Origin of the sequence: Vibrio stylophorae, assembly GCF_921293875.1 — a bacterium.
Lineage (GTDB): Bacteria > Pseudomonadota > Gammaproteobacteria > Enterobacterales > Vibrionaceae > Vibrio_A > Vibrio_A stylophorae.
Genome location: NZ_CAKLDI010000001.1, coordinates 2,355,223 through 2,370,435, shown reverse-complemented (window position 1 = coordinate 2,370,435; position 15,213 = coordinate 2,355,223). Strand labels below are relative to the sequence as shown.

General features: G+C 47.2%; 14 protein-coding genes. 11 read left to right on the top strand and 3 right to left on the bottom strand.

The window, feature by feature from the left end; translation table 11 throughout:
• Window positions 1-26: 26 nt before the first annotated feature.
• The 8 genes from L9P36_RS11010 (at window position 27) to tyrA (ending at window position 7,531) form a co-directional block, all read left to right on the top strand.
• Entirely contained in the window at window positions 27-389 is a 363-nt protein-coding gene (locus L9P36_RS11010; protein ID WP_237466799.1) for a DUF2799 domain-containing protein, read from the top strand.
• 533 nt (window positions 390-922) lie between these two features.
• Window positions 923-1,921, top strand: coding sequence for a LacI family DNA-binding transcriptional regulator (locus L9P36_RS11005; RefSeq protein WP_237466798.1), 999 nt, complete (start codon window positions 923-925; stop codon window positions 1,919-1,921).
• A gap of 217 nt (window positions 1,922-2,138) precedes the next feature.
• The gene (locus L9P36_RS11000; protein WP_237466796.1) at window positions 2,139-2,450 is read left to right on the top strand and encodes a PTS sugar transporter subunit IIB; all 312 of its coding nucleotides are present in this window, start codon (window positions 2,139-2,141) and stop codon (window positions 2,448-2,450) included.
• 24 nt (window positions 2,451-2,474) lie between these two features.
• Entirely contained in the window at window positions 2,475-3,797 is a 1,323-nt protein-coding gene (locus L9P36_RS10995; RefSeq protein ID WP_237466794.1) for a PTS sugar transporter subunit IIC, read from the top strand.
• Window positions 3,797-4,144, top strand: coding sequence for a PTS lactose/cellobiose transporter subunit IIA (locus L9P36_RS10990; RefSeq protein ID WP_237466792.1), 348 nt, complete (start codon window positions 3,797-3,799; stop codon window positions 4,142-4,144). The genes L9P36_RS10995 and L9P36_RS10990 overlap by 1 nt, the downstream gene beginning before the upstream one ends.
• On the top strand, window positions 4,141-5,022 hold the full coding sequence (locus L9P36_RS10985; protein ID WP_237466790.1) for a DUF7916 family protein: 882 nt from the start codon (window positions 4,141-4,143) through the stop codon (window positions 5,020-5,022). The genes L9P36_RS10990 and L9P36_RS10985 overlap by 4 nt, the downstream gene beginning before the upstream one ends.
• A gap of 262 nt (window positions 5,023-5,284) precedes the next feature.
• Window positions 5,285-6,358: a 3-deoxy-7-phosphoheptulonate synthase gene (locus L9P36_RS10980; RefSeq protein WP_237466788.1), complete on the top strand. Its 1,074-nt coding sequence runs from the start codon at window positions 5,285-5,287 to the stop codon at window positions 6,356-6,358.
• 30 nt (window positions 6,359-6,388) lie between these two features.
• Entirely contained in the window at window positions 6,389-7,531 is a 1,143-nt protein-coding gene (tyrA, locus tag L9P36_RS10975) for a bifunctional chorismate mutase/prephenate dehydrogenase (protein WP_237466786.1), read from the top strand.
• A gap of 128 nt (window positions 7,532-7,659) precedes the next feature.
• On the opposite strand, the gene pheA is transcribed toward tyrA, so the two are convergent.
• From pheA to bamD, 3 genes are all read right to left on the bottom strand, one after another.
• Window positions 7,660-8,829: a prephenate dehydratase gene (pheA, locus tag L9P36_RS10970; RefSeq protein ID WP_237466784.1), complete on the bottom strand. Its 1,170-nt coding sequence runs from the start codon at window positions 8,827-8,829 to the stop codon at window positions 7,660-7,662.
• Window positions 8,830-9,152: 323 nt separating this feature from the next.
• Window positions 9,153-9,485 (bottom strand): ribosome hibernation-promoting factor, HPF/YfiA family, encoded by a 333-nt coding sequence (gene hpf, locus L9P36_RS10965; protein ID WP_237466782.1) that lies wholly within the window; start codon window positions 9,483-9,485, stop codon window positions 9,153-9,155.
• A gap of 347 nt (window positions 9,486-9,832) precedes the next feature.
• Window positions 9,833-10,561 carry an outer membrane protein assembly factor BamD gene (bamD, locus tag L9P36_RS10960; RefSeq protein ID WP_237466781.1) on the bottom strand — a complete coding sequence of 243 codons (729 nt, stop codon included), beginning with the start codon at window positions 10,559-10,561 and terminating at the stop codon, window positions 9,833-9,835.
• A gap of 134 nt (window positions 10,562-10,695) precedes the next feature.
• Between bamD and rluD the strand changes: the two genes are divergently transcribed.
• The 3 genes from rluD to clpB all read left to right on the top strand — a co-directional run bounded on the left by rluD (window position 10,696) and on the right by clpB (window position 15,114).
• Window positions 10,696-11,673 (top strand): 23S rRNA pseudouridine(1911/1915/1917) synthase RluD, encoded by a 978-nt coding sequence (gene rluD / locus L9P36_RS10955; RefSeq protein ID WP_237466772.1) that lies wholly within the window; start codon window positions 10,696-10,698, stop codon window positions 11,671-11,673.
• 13 nt (window positions 11,674-11,686) lie between these two features.
• Window positions 11,687-12,445: a peptidoglycan editing factor PgeF gene (gene pgeF / locus L9P36_RS10950; protein ID WP_237466770.1), complete on the top strand. Its 759-nt coding sequence runs from the start codon at window positions 11,687-11,689 to the stop codon at window positions 12,443-12,445.
• Window positions 12,446-12,540: 95 nt separating this feature from the next.
• The gene (clpB, locus tag L9P36_RS10945; protein ID WP_237467915.1) at window positions 12,541-15,114 is read left to right on the top strand and encodes an ATP-dependent chaperone ClpB; all 2,574 of its coding nucleotides are present in this window, start codon (window positions 12,541-12,543) and stop codon (window positions 15,112-15,114) included.
• Window positions 15,115-15,213: the final 99 nt, after the last annotated feature.

Genomic DNA, 15,213 nt, shown 5'->3' with positions numbered 1-15,213 from the left:
TTCTGTTGTTTCGATGAGGAGGCTGTATGTGGTTGCGTTCGATATTCCTAGGTTTGGTTGTGCTACTCACAGGTTGCGTGTCATCTGAAGTTCGTCATTTAGCACAAGATGGCGACTGGCAAGCGGCTGGTTTCTATGATGGCCAAAAAGGGCATAAACAAAAATCTGCTGATACATTGGCTCACCTCAGTCAAGGAATGGCCGTCGATCAAGCTGCCTATGATGCTGGCTATGCCGCGGGTTTGCTTGAGTTTTGCCAACTTGAAAATGCCTACCGACTGGGTGTGTTGAAAGTGAACTATCTCGGTCAGTGTGATGATATGCCCGATGGCGCGCACTTTCGCTCTAATTGGGAGCAGGCTTTCTACAGTGACCTGCACGATTGGTAATCCATCCTGACGCACAGTAAAAACCAAGCCTCGGCTTGGTTTTTTTAGCCTTGCCGTTTGTATCTGATGCATCGCATTGCTTGATTGATCATCTATCTATGGATGATGCATCGCATTGCTTGATTGATCATCTATCTATGGATGATGGATCGAAGATGGCGCAAAAAAATAACTTTTTATATCACTTTGGCTAACAAGATATTGTGCGATTGAGTGCTTAGTTTTAATGTTGAGGGGCAATAAGAAAGAAGCTGAGATGGATCGCGATGCAGTATGGCTGATGTTTACTTTAATTTAGGTTTGTTGACAGTCATTGACGATATTGAACTTATTATTCGCTCACAGCTTTTAAATCATTATTGTGTAATATATTAATAATATTGTGCTTAGATTCTCAGAAAATACATGCGTTCAATTTTTGAATTTGCAATACTCTGTGGATAGTAAGATGAGTCGATAAAAATAATAACCTAGTCACCAGTACTGCAATAGCGCTGAAATGACATAAACGATGAAGGGTGCAAGAAAAGCACATGGCCACGATCAATGATGTTTGCCGTATTGCCGGGGTATCAAAAGCGACAGTATCGCGTGTAATCAATGGAACAGGGCAAGTCAAAGAAAGCACAAGCGCACGAGTTCAAGACGCGATTCAACAACTGAATTATCGCCCGAGTTCTGTCGCACAGGCTTTGGCGAAACAGGAAGGTACCAGTATTGGCTTAATGCTGTCTGACTTTTCTAAAAGTTATGTGGGGACTTTGCTCAAACAGGCTTCACTTAGCTCTGAGATGGTGGGTAAGCAACTGCTGATAGCAGATGGTCATCTACAACCAGAAAAAGAGATTGAAGCCATCTATTCGCTGCATGAAAAAAAATGTGGCGTGATTGTACTTCACGGTAGTTTACTGACTGTCGAGCAATTAATTGAATTAAATCATGATATTGATGTTCCGATGGTGCATGTGGGACGACAGTTGCCACCAGAGGCGGGCTACTCTATTTCTCTCAATCAAGGTCAGTTGATGCGTGCTGCAGTCACTTATTTGATTGAGTCTGGCCATCGAAATATTACCTATGTCGGCCCATCTTGGGAGACCCATGCCTACGTTGCACGGCTCAATAGCTTTCTTGAGTGTATCGATCAGTACAGCGATTTGGGATGTAAAGGGCAGTTTATTGAAAGCATGCACGGTATTGATATGGGCTATATGATGGGCAAACATCTAGCTTCAAACCTAGGGAATTGCACGGCTGTCATTTGCGCTGGTGATGATATCGCTGTGGGTTGTATTCATGCTTTCAAAGAAGCGGGTATAAATGTGCCTGCGGATGTATCCGTGATGGGGATCGATAATGACCCATACTCTGCTTATATGACACCTGCATTGACGACGATGAGCGTGCCAATTCAAGAGATGATTGACCGTGCGCTGCATGTGGCGAAAAAATTAATTACCTCACAAGAGATATTTTTGCCTGAATCCTTTGCTGGTGAGTTAATTATTCGCGAGTCAACTTCAGCAATTTAAATGCCATTCTTTCGATTGTTTGATGCTTTATTTATTTCACTATAAAAAATAAATAAAGCATTTATTTTCCCGCCTTAAATATTTGATACAGATTACATAAATTTATTAAATTCTGCCGATTTGTGCGATATGACATTCAGAAATGAAACCGGTTACAGTAACCGGTTTCACTTTTGGTTATAGTCATTTTCAAGGACAAACCCATAGGAGGGATAGCATGAAAATATTTCTATGTTGTGCCGCTGGCATGTCGACCAGCATGTTGGTGAATAAAATGGAGCAGGCAGCTGAGATGAAGGGAATTGAATGTGAAATTTCTGCGCATTCCATTGCTGAATTTGAAGAGTGCATGGCACGTAGTGATGTTTGTCTGGTTGCGCCACAAGTGAAGTTTAAATTTGAAGAGTTTAAGCAGTTGGCCAATGCCCAAGGTAAGGGATGTGGCCTGATCGATATGATGAGCTACGGAATGATGAAAGGGGATGTGGTGCTTGAGCAAGCCATGGCCCTTTATTCCGAGCATCAATAATAGAGAATATTGGGGGAATGGATTATGTCATTGATTGATAAAACAATGCATTTTGTTGAAAACTCTGTGGCACCGATTGCGGGCAGAATTTCCGCACAGCGCCATATCAATGCAATTAAAGATGGTTTTGTTTCAAGTATGCCGTTTTTGATTGTGGGTTCACTACTCTTAGTTTTTGCTTACCCGCCATCATCGAATGGATGGTTCTTTGGCGGTTGGCATAGTCTGATTGCGATGATTGGCATGGATAATATTATGGCGCCATTCAATCTAAGCATGGGGATCTTTGCCATTTATGCCACCTTTGGTATGGGGTTTAGCTTGGCTGAATCTTACAAATTACGACCAATGAACACCGGGATGCTTAGCGTCTTTGCTTTCTTACTTGCAGCGGCCCCGATTAAAGATGGTGGTATTCCCGCGTCTTATCTCGGTGGCGCCGGTGCCTTTACTGCGATTATTTGTGGTTTGTTAGTGCCTGAAATGCAGCGACTACTGATTAAATATAATATTCGCATCAAGATGCCTGAAGCTGTACCGCCAAAAATTTCAGCCTCTTTTGATCTCTTGATTCCCATTGTGGTGATCTCATTGGTGATCATGCCTATTAACGTTATCTTGGCGAATTACGATCTTCAGATTCCTTCTGCGGTAATGACCTTGTTCCAGCCATTGGTCGTGGCGTCCGATTCTTATATCGCCTGTCTGGTTGCGGTTTTACTGGTTCAATTGTTGTGGTTTAGCGGCATTCATGGTGGCTCTGTGGTCGGTGGGATCATTGCACCCATGCTGCTCATTAACTTGGAAGCGAACCAAGCGGCACTGGCTGCCGGAGAGGTGCTACCTCATATCTTTATTAACCCTGTAATGGACTTCTTTATTTTTGTTGGTGGTGCGGGTGGTACTTGGGGTCTGGTTTGTTTGATGATCTTCTCTAAATCAACGCAGCTCAAAACCATTGGTAAAATGTCGGTTATTCCTGGGTCCTTTAATATCAATGAGCCCGTGATTTTTGGCACACCGATTGTCATGAACCCACTTTATTTCATTCCTTGGTTATTGGCACCAGCGCTGAATACCACCATTGTTTGGCTTGCCTTTAAAACTGGTTTTGTTGCAAAAATTATTGCCTTGCCACCATGGACCATGCCGGCACCAATTGGTGCGATGATTGCCACCAATTCAGGTACTGCCATTTTGGTTGTATGTAGCAGTATTGTAGTCAGTGCGTTGGTTTTCCTTCCTTTCTTAAAGGTGCATGAAAAGCAGTTAGTGGCAGAAGAAAAAGCGCGTGAGGATGCACAAGCAAGTGGTGCGATGCCACAAGCTGCTGAGGGGGCTGCATAATGGTTCAAGCGATTCAGTCAAGTGACGATATCACTGAAGAGTTTCTGATGACCTTGCTGTGTCAAGTTGGTGAAGCGCGCGCCGCATTTATGGAGGCCATGAGTGCGGCAAGGCAAGGTCATTTTGATGAGGCGAGTCGTTGTTTAAATGAAGGCGATCAAGCACTGATTGACGTGCATCGTTCACAAACATCCTTGATCGGTTTTGATGAAGGTGAAGGCAAAGTCACCATGACTTTAATCTTGACGCATATTCAGGACCACATTATGACCACCATGCTGTGTCGTGATTTAGCAGCAGAGATTGTCGGTATTCATCAGCTGATTCGAGAAAAGGAGTTTGCATGAAAAAGCGTATTTTTGATTACACCGCAGCAGATTTAGCAAACGCAAATCGTGCTGAAATTGTAGATAGCATTCGTCGCTCAGAAGGGCGTACCTTGATGGTGGAAAACGTCGTCGCGATTACGCCGCCATTGGACGTGGTTTCTGGTGCTGAAATTGCTGCGGCATTTGGCGCGGATATGATCACCTTGAACTGTTTAGATGTGATGAATCCTGAAATCAAGGTGCTGTTGGATGATCCTGAAGCGCAAATGAGTATCGCCGATATTAAAGCGGCGACTGGCCGTATGATTGGTTGTAACTTGGAACCCGTTCCTGCGGATGTAAAAGACTTGTGTGTGGGGCGAACCGTTACGCGTGAAACCGTGCAGCGAGCTATCGATTTGGGTTTGGATTACATCATGCTCACAGGTAACCCAGGGAACTGTGTCACCCAAGAAACCATTTTAGATGCGATTCGTTTAGCGCGAAGTGTATCCAATGAGATCATCATTATTGCTGGCAAGATGCATGGTGGTGGTGTGGGCAATGATTACAACCTCGCCATTGTGCCTGAGTTCGCGCAGGCAGGTGCAGATATTATGATGTTCCCCGCGCCATATACCACACCAGGTGTGACACCGGATATGGCCTGCGAGATGATGCACTCAGTCCATCAAGCTGGCATGTTAGGGATGTTGGCGATTGGTACGTCTCAGGAGGGGGCAACGGAGAGCTATATTGAACAAGTCGGTATTGCTTGTAAGGCCGCTGGCGCAGACATTGTTCATATTGGTGATGGCGGCTATGCGGGCATTGCACCACCAGAAAATATTATGCGTTTAGGTTTGACGATTCGTGGTCGGCGACATCAATATAAACGAATGGCCAATCGTCGCTAAGCGCGTTTCCCCCTAAAAATATATAATCGACGGCATGGATATCGATAAACATATCCATGCCGTTTTTTGTTGTGGCGCGACTACATTTTCTGCCAATAGCTTCTTATGAAAACACATGATCCGTAAATATTTAATTACACGCGGTAATTAAATTTGTACAAATACTTGTCATTGAATTCAAAGCTGGTAAGGTGGATGGCCATAGGTCAGGTGTTTCATGGAGTTGAAACATCAAGGCGACACCATAAGGACTGTAAAGATTATGCACCGCGACGCGCTAACCAATATCCATATTACCGACGAGCAGGTTCTGCTCACGCCGAAACAACTCAAAACCGAATTGCCACTTTCTGCTGAGGGCGAAGCCTTTATTCGCTCAGCAAGACATAGTATCGCCCATGTCGTAAATAAGCGTGATCCACGATTGCTGGTGGTTTGCGGCCCTTGTTCGATTCACGATGTGGACGCAGCAAAAGCCTATGCGAAAAAATTGAAAGTTCTCTCAGAAGAGTTGGGTGATCGTTTACTTCTGGTGATGCGCGTTTATTTTGAAAAGCCGAGAACCACGGTAGGCTGGAAAGGTCTGATCAATGATCCCGAGCTGAACGGCTCATTTAATATTGAAAAAGGTCTACGTATTGCGCGCCAACTATTGTTGGACTTAACCGAGATGGAGCTCCCTCTGGCGACAGAAGCCTTGGATCCTATTAGTCCGCAATATTTAGCGGATCTCTTTAGCTGGTCTGCCATTGGTGCGCGCACCACTGAATCGCAAACCCACCGCGAAATGGCCAGTGGCCTATCGATGCCTGTGGGTTTTAAAAATGGCACCGATGGCAATTTAGATACCGCTATTAATGCGATGCAAGCTGCGGCGTCCAGCCACCGCTTTATGGGCATCAACCAAGAGGGGCAAGTGGCTCTGCTGAAAACGCAAGGCAACCCCAATGGTCATGTGATTTTACGAGGTGGCAAGCGTACTAACTATGACGCGGTATCTGTGGCTGAGTGTGAAGAGCAGATGGCATCTGCTGGCCTGACGGCCTCTTTGATGGTGGATTGTAGCCATGCCAACTCGCGCAAGGATTATCGCCGTCAGCCCATGGTCGCGGAAGATGTGGTACACCAAATTAAACATGGCAATCGATCAATTACTGGCATTATGCTGGAGAGTCATTTAAATGAAGGCTGCCAATCTGCAGAATTACCCATTGATCAGATGGCTTACGGCGTTTCAATTACCGATGCGTGCATCGATTGGGACACCACTGAGCAACTATTACGTCATGCTTATCAAGAGCTCGCTGGGCCGTTGATGGAACGAATGAAGGGATAACAAGGATCACTTAACAAGGAAGCAATCAGCATGGTGGCAGAACTGACACAATTGCGCGACAAAATAGATGCCGTTGATCAGCAAATGATCGACTTACTGGCTCAGCGTTTGGCTTTGGTCGCTGAGGTGGGCGTGGTGAAAAGTCAGCATGGCTTACCTATCTATGCGCCGGATCGTGAAGCGGCGATGCTCGCGTCACGTCGACAAGAGGCCGAACAACGTGGCGTGCCAGGGGATCTGATAGAAGATATTTTACGTCGCACCATGCGTGAGTCCTATGCCAGTGAAAAAGACTCGGGCTTTAAATGTTTGCAGCCAAACTTGCGCCCCATTGTGATTATTGGTGGCCGAGGTCAGCTCGGTGGACTGTTTGCTAATCTCTTTCGTTTGTCTGGTTATCACGTCGAAGTGATGAGTAGCCGTGATTGGGGGGAGCGATCTGATCAGCTTTTGGCAAATCCAGGAATGGTGATTGTCACTGTGCCAATCAACCGTACGGTGGACATTATCGAGTGTCTGAGCCATTTGCCGCAAGATTGTATTTTGGCGGATTTCACCTCCATTAAGGCCAAGCCTTTGCAAGCCATGTTGAGTGTGCACGCTGGACCTGTGGTTGGGCTTCACCCGATGTTTGGTCCTGATTTGCCAAGTTTAGCCAAGCAAGTGATTGCTTACTGTGATGGCCGTGAGCCACAGGCTTATCAGTGGTTGCTTGAGCAGTTCCAAATTTGGGGCGCAAGCGTTGAGCCCATTAGCGCGCCCGCGCATGACCAAAATATGATTTTAATTCAAGCGCTGCGCCACTTTACCTCCTTTGCTTATGGTGTGCATTTGGCTGAAGAGGATCCAAACCTCGATCAGCTCATCACCTTAAGCTCGCCCATTTATCGCTTGGAGCTTGCTATGGTGGGGCGCTTGTTTGCTCAAGACCCAACGCTTTATGCGGATATCATCATGGCTTCAGAAGATAACGTCGCGATGATTCGTCGTTTTCATCAGCGTTTTGGTGAGGCGATTGCGCTGCTTGAGTGTGGTGATAAAGCGGGCTTTATTGATGCTTTCAATCATGTTGAGCAATGGTTTGGTGATTATGCGCCGCGTTTCTTATCGGAAAGCAAAACCTTGCTTAAACAGGCCAATGATGCAGTGCATCGCACGCGAAAGATGATTTAACGCCAAGATTTTTGCGTTGACTGAATGACGATTTTCTCTATGACTCAATGGTCGTACAACAAAATCATGCAACAAAAAAACCAAGCCGATGGCTTGGTTTTTTTGTATCTGAATTTATCGCCTAAGCATCAAACACCATCAACGGGTGTGGGCGCGACGTGATCGAGCGGATAGCAGCCCAGCACTTTGATAAAGCGCGTGATTTTCTTAAGATCGCTCAGCGCGCTTTGCATCTCAGGGGTATTGGCATTGGCCAGTACATCTAAATAGAACAGCTCTTCCCATGGATTGCCCATCACAGGGCGAGATTCGAGCTTGGTCATATTGATGTGATGATTTTTCAAGACCACCAGAGCGTCTGCAAGCGCACCGGGCTGCTGGCTGGTGGACATAATTAAAGTGGTTTTCGATGGAATCAGCGGCGTGACATCGATACTTTGGCGGGCAACGACAATAAAGCGGGTGAAATTCTCCGTTTGATTAGCAATGCCTGAAGCAATGGCCGTGAGCCCATACATGGCGCCGCTAGTGGCATTACCGATGGCGGCTTTGGTTGGCGATGCTAAATCGCGTACCACTTGCATCGCTTCTGCTGTGCTGGCGGTGGTCGCAAGCTGAATGCTGCCAAGGCTATGAATAAATTCACTGCACTGCTGATGTGGTTGCGGGTGCGAATAAAGGGTGTCGATTTGCGACAGCTCCGTTTCCACAGCCGTTAAAATGGCGTGCTCAATGGCGAGCGTAAGTTCACCGACAATGGATAAGCTGGTGTGCTGCAATTGGTCATAGACTTCATTGATTGAGCCTGAACTGGTGTTTTCAATGGGCAAAACACCAAAGTCTGCTTGGCCTGATTCCACCTGCTCAATAATGCCCTTAAAGTGATCGCAGCTGATCTCCAATACATCGGTATTTTGCCGTTGAAAATAGCGACGCGCAGCAAGATGCGAGTAAGAGCCTTTGGCGCCCAAAAATGCCACTTTGGCCATGGGCGCTTGATCGGTTGGCTGGGTGATTTGGCGAATATAGTCCTGCTGAAAGCGCACCGAATCATCAATGATGGTATGAAAAATCTGCGTCACATAGGTCGGGTCAAGCGACATGGCTTGGCCCTTTTGCACCAAATTTTGAAGCAAGCTTTGTTCGCGCGCTTTATCGCGCACAGGCTTCATGGTTTTAATTTTATCTTGCGCTACCGCTAAACTCAGTTCGCGGCGTTTGGCGAGAAGTTGAAGGAGTTCTTGGTCGACTGTGGTGATCGCTTCCCTGATCGTCGCCAAATCGCTCTGCTGCGTCATGCCTAATTCCTTGTTGTATGGTTGAGCGGCATTGCCGCCATGATGCTCAGCAAAAAAAAAACCTCCCAGATGGGAGGTCGTTGTGCTTTCGTTTATTTTCTTAAAGGGCAACAACCTCACCAGCAAGAGCGGTGAAGAAAGAAGAAAATAAATGAAAAAATAACTGGTTGCATCAATCTTTTGATTTGCTGTGTTTTTCGCCACATTAGAAAATCTGGGCATCCCTGTCAAGAAAAAGGCCGTGGCAATTGCATGGAATTATTTTCAAGTCGGCGTGAATAAAAAAGCGCCCCACATGGGGCGCATGGATACATTCCTTCGATTTATGCTTCTTCTTCAATCAGTTCTTGCTCATGATGCGTCGCTCGGCGTGCATCTGGCTTGTGCGATTGCTTATTCAATTGACGCTCAAGCTTTTGGAATACGGCATGGATTGCGTTTTGTAGTTCTTCATCGCTCTCTGATGCAATGAGCTGACCATTTGGAATTGCCACCTTACACTCAAAACGAACGCGGTTGGTCGGCTCTTTACTAATGATGGCTCGTGGATTAATGAGTGGCACATGCCATTTTTCTAACTTCTCTAGGCGCGCTTCAACACGTTCACGAATCGCAGGAGTAATAGTAATGCCTTTGCCAGTGATCTCTACTGTCATATGGTGCTCCTTATTAGCTACCGCCTATCATTGGGCTCACTTTCAGATTACGACAACGGATAAAAAAAAGTGTGATCATGATCACTAATTGGTGCGGTGAAACAAACTCTGCGACATGACTGTGACCGACCCAGATTTTCTATGGATTTCAGCTTGCGATAGGCAAAGAACACTTGCATGATGGGGGAATGGAACAAGCCATACCAAGCGCGGTAGGCACCTTAACAGCCCAGCATTCATTGTTTATTGAATCGCTGTTTGAGTGCGTGTTTGGATAGCCAGATTCCACCTTACCATGAACAAAAAAGCGACCGTTTGGGTCGCTTTTTTATTGCTCAAAAAATGATTTAGAGCCCGTTGAGCTGCATCAGACTTTTCATCTGCGCCGTTGGCTTTTGCAATTTGAGCTCTGCGTAGGAACGTTCCATCAATGGCAGAACATCGCGTGCGGCCTGTGTATCAGGATAGAGATTTAATAGTAGTTGACCACGATTTGCAGCAGCCACCCATGCGCCGCGACGCACATAGTAATCCACCACTGCAAGTTCATAAGCCGCTAAGCGCTCTTTGAGTGCAATCATTCGCGCCTTTGCATCAGCGGTATATTGGCTATTGGGATAGCGCTTCATTAGCTTTTTAAAGTCTTGGAATGCATGACGCACTGGAATGGGATCGCGGTCATTGCGCTCCATATTCAGCATGCTGTGAATAAAGCTGCTATCCAATGCCATATTTGACAGGCCACGCATGTAAAGCGCCCAGTCAGCATTTGGATGGGTTGGGTTGAGCGCGAGGAAGCGGTCAATGGTGGCAATGGCGAGTGCCATATCATTATATTTGTAGTAAGCAAAAATCAGATCAAGCTGGACTTGCTCTGAATAGGCACCAAAGGGATAGCGAGAGTCCAAGGCCTCTAACTTCTCGATGGCTTGCATCCAATTGCCTCGCTCGAGCTCGGTTTGAGCTTCATTATAAAGTTGCGAAGGCGCGAGATCTGGCACAATATCTGGATCCGAGCTCGTACAGCCGGTGATCAGAGTTAGTGCGAGTAGTGCGGTCACAGTCAGGCGTTTCATACCAATTCGAGCTTCCTTGATGCAATAAATACGAGTTGCGGGTGACGCAAGTCGGGTGAACCAGATACAATAATAGAATTCGCTATTCTACTCAGGTGTGATAATTAGTCCCACCCATTTTTAAAAAGTTCGACATGGCACAGCAAATCCAGTTAACCGAAACCATTAAACCATCACAACTTGGCCAACGTACCGACCAGGCTATTGCCGAGTTGTTCCCTGATTTTTCTCGCTCACGGATCAAAGAGTGGATCCTAGCCGGTCAAATCACCATCGACGGTCAACCTATTGTGCGTCCACGTGACAAAGTAATGGGTGGCGAAGTCGTGGCGATTGATGCCGAACTTGAAGATGAAGTTCGCTTTATTCCGCAAGATATTCCGCTTGACGTAGTATATGAAGATGAGCACCTATTGGTGATCAACAAACCGCGTGATTTGGTCGTGCATCCTGGGGCGGGTACACCAGATGGCACCGTACTGAACGCGCTTTTGTATCGTTATCCTGAGATTGCTGAAGTGCCGCGCGCCGGTATTGTGCATCGTTTGGATAAAGACACCACTGGTTTGATGGTGGTGGCAAAAACCGTACAAAGCCAAACCCGTTTGGTGCGTGCGCTGCAAAAACGCAAAATCACCCGTGAATATGAAGCCATTGCCATTGGTCGTATGACGGCGGGTGGTATGGTCAATAAAGCTATTGGTCGCCATCCTACTAAGCGTACCCAAATGGCGGTGAGCGAATTTGGTAAACCTGCGGTCACCCACTATCGTGTGGCAGAGCATTTCCGCGCCCATACGCGTTTGCGTTTGCGTTTGGAAACGGGGCGTACTCACCAAATTCGTGTACATATGTCTCATCTAGGCCATCCGCTGGTGGGCGATCAAACCTATGGCGGTCGTCCAAAACCACCGAAAAACTGTGAGCAGTTGGTGATCGATGCGCTGCGTGCCTTTGACCGTCAAGCCTTGCATGCGGCGATGTTGCGTTTAGAGCACCCAATTACCGGTGAAATGATGCAATGGCGTGCACCTGTGCCTGATGACATGGTGGGCCTTGCTGCTATCTTGCGCCAAGATGCACAGGATCACGCTGAAGAAATCGACGATTAACTCGAGGTAAGCCATGGAGTGGATTATTCCGAACTGGCCAGCGCCAGCGCATATTCAAGCTTGCACTACGACCCGTATTGGCGGCATCAGTGAGGGCGTATTTGCTGGTTTCAATGTTGGCGATCATGTGGGGGATAATCCAACCCATGTCGCGCAAAATCGCGCGCAATTGGCTCAGCGATTTGCTGGGCCAATTCATTGGCTGACGCAAACACATAGCACACGGGTGGTTAATTTAGATCTTGGTCCAGCGAATCAAGCCGATGCAGACGCCAGTTTTAGCTCGCAGATTAATCAAATCTGCGCGGTGATGACCGCAGATTGCTTGCCCGTACTGTTTTGCGATCGCCTAGGTACGCAAGTGGCAGCTGCGCATGCAGGTTGGCGCGGCTTATGCGATGGCGTGTTGGAACAGACCCTTTCTCATTTTTCGCAGCCAATCGCTGACATACTTGTTTGGCTTGGTCCTGCTATTGGTCCAAAGGCTTTTGAAGTTGGCGCAGAGGTACGTGAGCAATTTATAGCGCAACAGGCGCAAGCCGTGAGTGCCTTTACCGCAGCGCAGGCGATCAACCCTCACGCAGATTCACATAAGTATTTTGCTGATATCTATCAGCTTGCCCGTTTACGCCTGCAGGCGCTCGGCATTGACGCTGAATCCATCTATGGCGGTGACTACTGCACCTATACCGATGCGGCACGTTTTTTTTCCTATCGCCGCGAAGGCCAGACAGGGCGCATGGTCAGCTGTATCACAATCGGGACACTTTAACCCCACCGCGATAGTTACCCCAGAACGCTTGAATTTTTTGCAATCACCCCCATCTTTTTAGACAGATATTTCTGTTTGAAATTGGGAGGTCGATGATGCGACTAGACCGCTTTACAAGTAAATTTCAACTTGCCATCTCCGATGCGCAATCTTTGGCTTTAGGCCGAGATCATCAATATATCGAGCCAGTGCACCTGATGAGTGCGCTGCTTAATCAAGATGGCAGTACCATTCGTCCTTTATTGACGTTATCTAATGTGGATATCACCACCTTGCGTTCACGTTTGGCGGAGCAGCTCGATAAGCTGCCGCGCGTGACGGGTATCGGTGGTGAGGTTCAGCTTTCCAATGCATTGGGCGCGATGCTCAACCTATGTGACAAGCTGGCGCAGCAGCGCAAAGACAAATTTATCTCTTCTGAGCTATTTATCTTAGCGGCGGCGCAAAGTCATGGACCGCTGACGGATCTGCTCAAAGAGCTCGGCGCAACTTCAGAAACCATTGAAAAGTCCATCGAACAGATTCGTGGTGGGCAAAAGGTTGAAGATGCTAACGCAGAAGAAAACCGCCAAGCCTTGGAAAAATTCACCATTGATCTCACCGAACGTGCAGAGCAGGGCAAACTTGACCCTGTGATTGGACGTGATGATGAAATTCGCCGCACCATTCAAGTCTTGCAGCGCCGCACGAAAAACAACCCAGTGATTATCGGTGAGCCTGGGGTCGGTAAAACGGCCATTGTTGAAGGGCTTGCTCAGCGTATTATTAATGGCGAAGTACCAGAAGGGCTTCGCGATAAGCGGGTACTCTCTTTAGATATGGGCGCGCTGGTTGCCGGTGCTAAATATCGCGGTGAATTTGAAGAGCGTTTGAAATCTGTGCTCAATGAGCTTGCCAAAGAAGAAGGGCGGGTGATCCTCTTTATCGATGAGCTGCATACCATGGTCGGTGCAGGTAAAAGTGACGGCGCTATGGATGCGGGTAATATGCTCAAACCTGCGTTAGCTCGTGGTGAACTCCATTGCGTGGGCGCCACAACCCTTGATGAATATCGCCAATACCTAGAAAAAGATGCAGCGCTTGAGCGTCGTTTCCAAAAAGTGCTGGTGGATGAGCCAAGCGTTGAAGATACCGTGGCTATTCTGCGTGGCCTAAAAGAGCGTTATGAGCTGCACCATCATGTGGAGATCACGGACCCTGCGATTGTGGCTGCGGCAACGTTATCGCATCGCTATATCTCTGATCGCCAATTGCCAGATAAAGCCATCGACTTGATTGATGAAGCCGCTTCTAGCTTACGTATGCAGATTGACTCCAAACCTGAGAGTTTGGATCGCCTTGAGCGCAAAATTATTCAGCTGAAAATTGAGCAGCAAGCCCTTGCACAAGAGCAAGATGAAGCCAGTATTAAGCGATTGCAGATTCTAGAAACCGAGCTTGCAGAAAAAGAGCGTGAATACGCAGAGCTTGAAGAGGTGTGGAAAGCTGAGAAAGCTGCGCTTTCAGGGACACAACATATCAAAGCGGCATTAGAGCAAGCGCGGATGGATATGGAGGTTGCCCGTCGTGCTGGCGATCTCAATCGTATGTCTGAATTGCAATATGGCCGTATTCCAGCATTAGAAAAGCAGCTCGATCTTGCCTCACAAGCTGAGATGCAAGAGATGACGCTGCTGAAAAATCGCGTCACTGATGCAGAGATTGCCGAAGTGCTGTCAAAACAGACGGGTATTCCAGTGTCGAAAATGTTGGAAGGTGAGCGCGAAAAATTATTACGTATGGAAGAGGTGCTGCATAAACGCGTGATTGGTCAAGATGAAGCAGTCGATGCAGTTGCCAATGCGATTCGTCGTAGCCGCGCTGGTTTGGCTGATCCAAATCGTCCGATTGGCTCCTTCCTATTCTTAGGCCCTACCGGGGTCGGTAAAACAGAGCTTTGTAAATCTCTGGCGCAGTTCCTGTTCGATAGCCCTGAAGCCATGGTGCGCATCGACATGTCTGAGTTTATGGAAAAACACTCTGTGGCGCGTTTGGTTGGTGCGCCTCCAGGCTATGTCGGCTATGAAGAGGGTGGTTACTTAACCGAAGCGGTTCGTCGTCGTCCTTATTCAGTCATTTTGCTCGATGAGGTTGAAAAGGCGCATCCAGACGTCTTTAACATTTTACTTCAGGTGCTTGATGATGGTCGTCTAACCGATGGCCAAGGCCGCACCGTTGATTTTCGCAATAGCGTGGTGATCATGACATCGAACCTTGGCTCTGATCGTATTCAAGAGCACTTCGGTCAAAATGATTACCAAGTGATGAAAGCCATGGTGATGGATGTGGTGAGTCAGCACTTCCGTCCTGAGTTTATTAACCGTGTCGATGAAACCGTGGTCTTCCACCCACTGGATCAAAAACACATTCAGGCCATCGCGGAGATTCAGCTTGAACAACTGACGAAGCGTTTGGCTGAAAAAGAGTACCAATTGGAGATTGATCCTTCTGTCTTAAGCTTTGCCGCTGAGGCTGGTTTTGACCCAGTTTATGGTGCAAGACCACTGAAAAGGGCGATTCAGCAATATATTGAAAACCCATTGGCACAAAAATTATTGCGTGGAGAGCTATTACCCAATCAGCCCATTCATCTTTCCGTTGATGAAAATCAGCAGTTATTGGTTAAATAAGCAGCAAAACTATAAAGAAAACCCACCTTTTGGTGGGTTTTTGTTCGCTTAAACAAAAAAAGCGCATTTTTTTTCAAAAAGGGGCTTGCCAAGAAAAAA

Excerpts from the sequence above, each read along its gene's own strand:
- L9P36_RS11010 (WP_237466799.1), top strand. The coding sequence starts at position 27 with ATGTGGTTGCGTTCGATATTCCTAGGTTTGGTTGTGCTACTCACAGGT.
- L9P36_RS11005 (WP_237466798.1), top strand. The coding sequence starts at position 923 with ATGGCCACGATCAATGATGTTTGCCGTATTGCCGGGGTATCAAAAGCG.
- L9P36_RS11000 (WP_237466796.1), top strand. The coding sequence starts at position 2,139 with ATGAAAATATTTCTATGTTGTGCCGCTGGCATGTCGACCAGCATGTTG.
- L9P36_RS10995 (WP_237466794.1), top strand. The coding sequence starts at position 2,475 with ATGTCATTGATTGATAAAACAATGCATTTTGTTGAAAACTCTGTGGCA.
- L9P36_RS10990 (WP_237466792.1), top strand. The coding sequence starts at position 3,797 with ATGGTTCAAGCGATTCAGTCAAGTGACGATATCACTGAAGAGTTTCTG.
- L9P36_RS10985 (WP_237466790.1), top strand. The coding sequence starts at position 4,141 with ATGAAAAAGCGTATTTTTGATTACACCGCAGCAGATTTAGCAAACGCA.
- L9P36_RS10980 (WP_237466788.1), top strand. The coding sequence starts at position 5,285 with ATGCACCGCGACGCGCTAACCAATATCCATATTACCGACGAGCAGGTT.
- tyrA (WP_237466786.1), top strand. The coding sequence starts at position 6,389 with ATGGTGGCAGAACTGACACAATTGCGCGACAAAATAGATGCCGTTGAT.
- pheA (WP_237466784.1), bottom strand. The coding sequence starts at position 8,829 with ATGACGCAGCAGAGCGATTTGGCGACGATCAGGGAAGCGATCACCACA.
- hpf (WP_237466782.1), bottom strand. The coding sequence starts at position 9,485 with ATGACAGTAGAGATCACTGGCAAAGGCATTACTATTACTCCTGCGATT.
- bamD (WP_237466781.1), bottom strand. The coding sequence starts at position 10,561 with ATGAAACGCCTGACTGTGACCGCACTACTCGCACTAACTCTGATCACC.
- rluD (WP_237466772.1), top strand. The coding sequence starts at position 10,696 with ATGGCACAGCAAATCCAGTTAACCGAAACCATTAAACCATCACAACTT.
- pgeF (WP_237466770.1), top strand. The coding sequence starts at position 11,687 with ATGGAGTGGATTATTCCGAACTGGCCAGCGCCAGCGCATATTCAAGCT.
- clpB (WP_237467915.1), top strand. The coding sequence starts at position 12,541 with ATGCGACTAGACCGCTTTACAAGTAAATTTCAACTTGCCATCTCCGAT.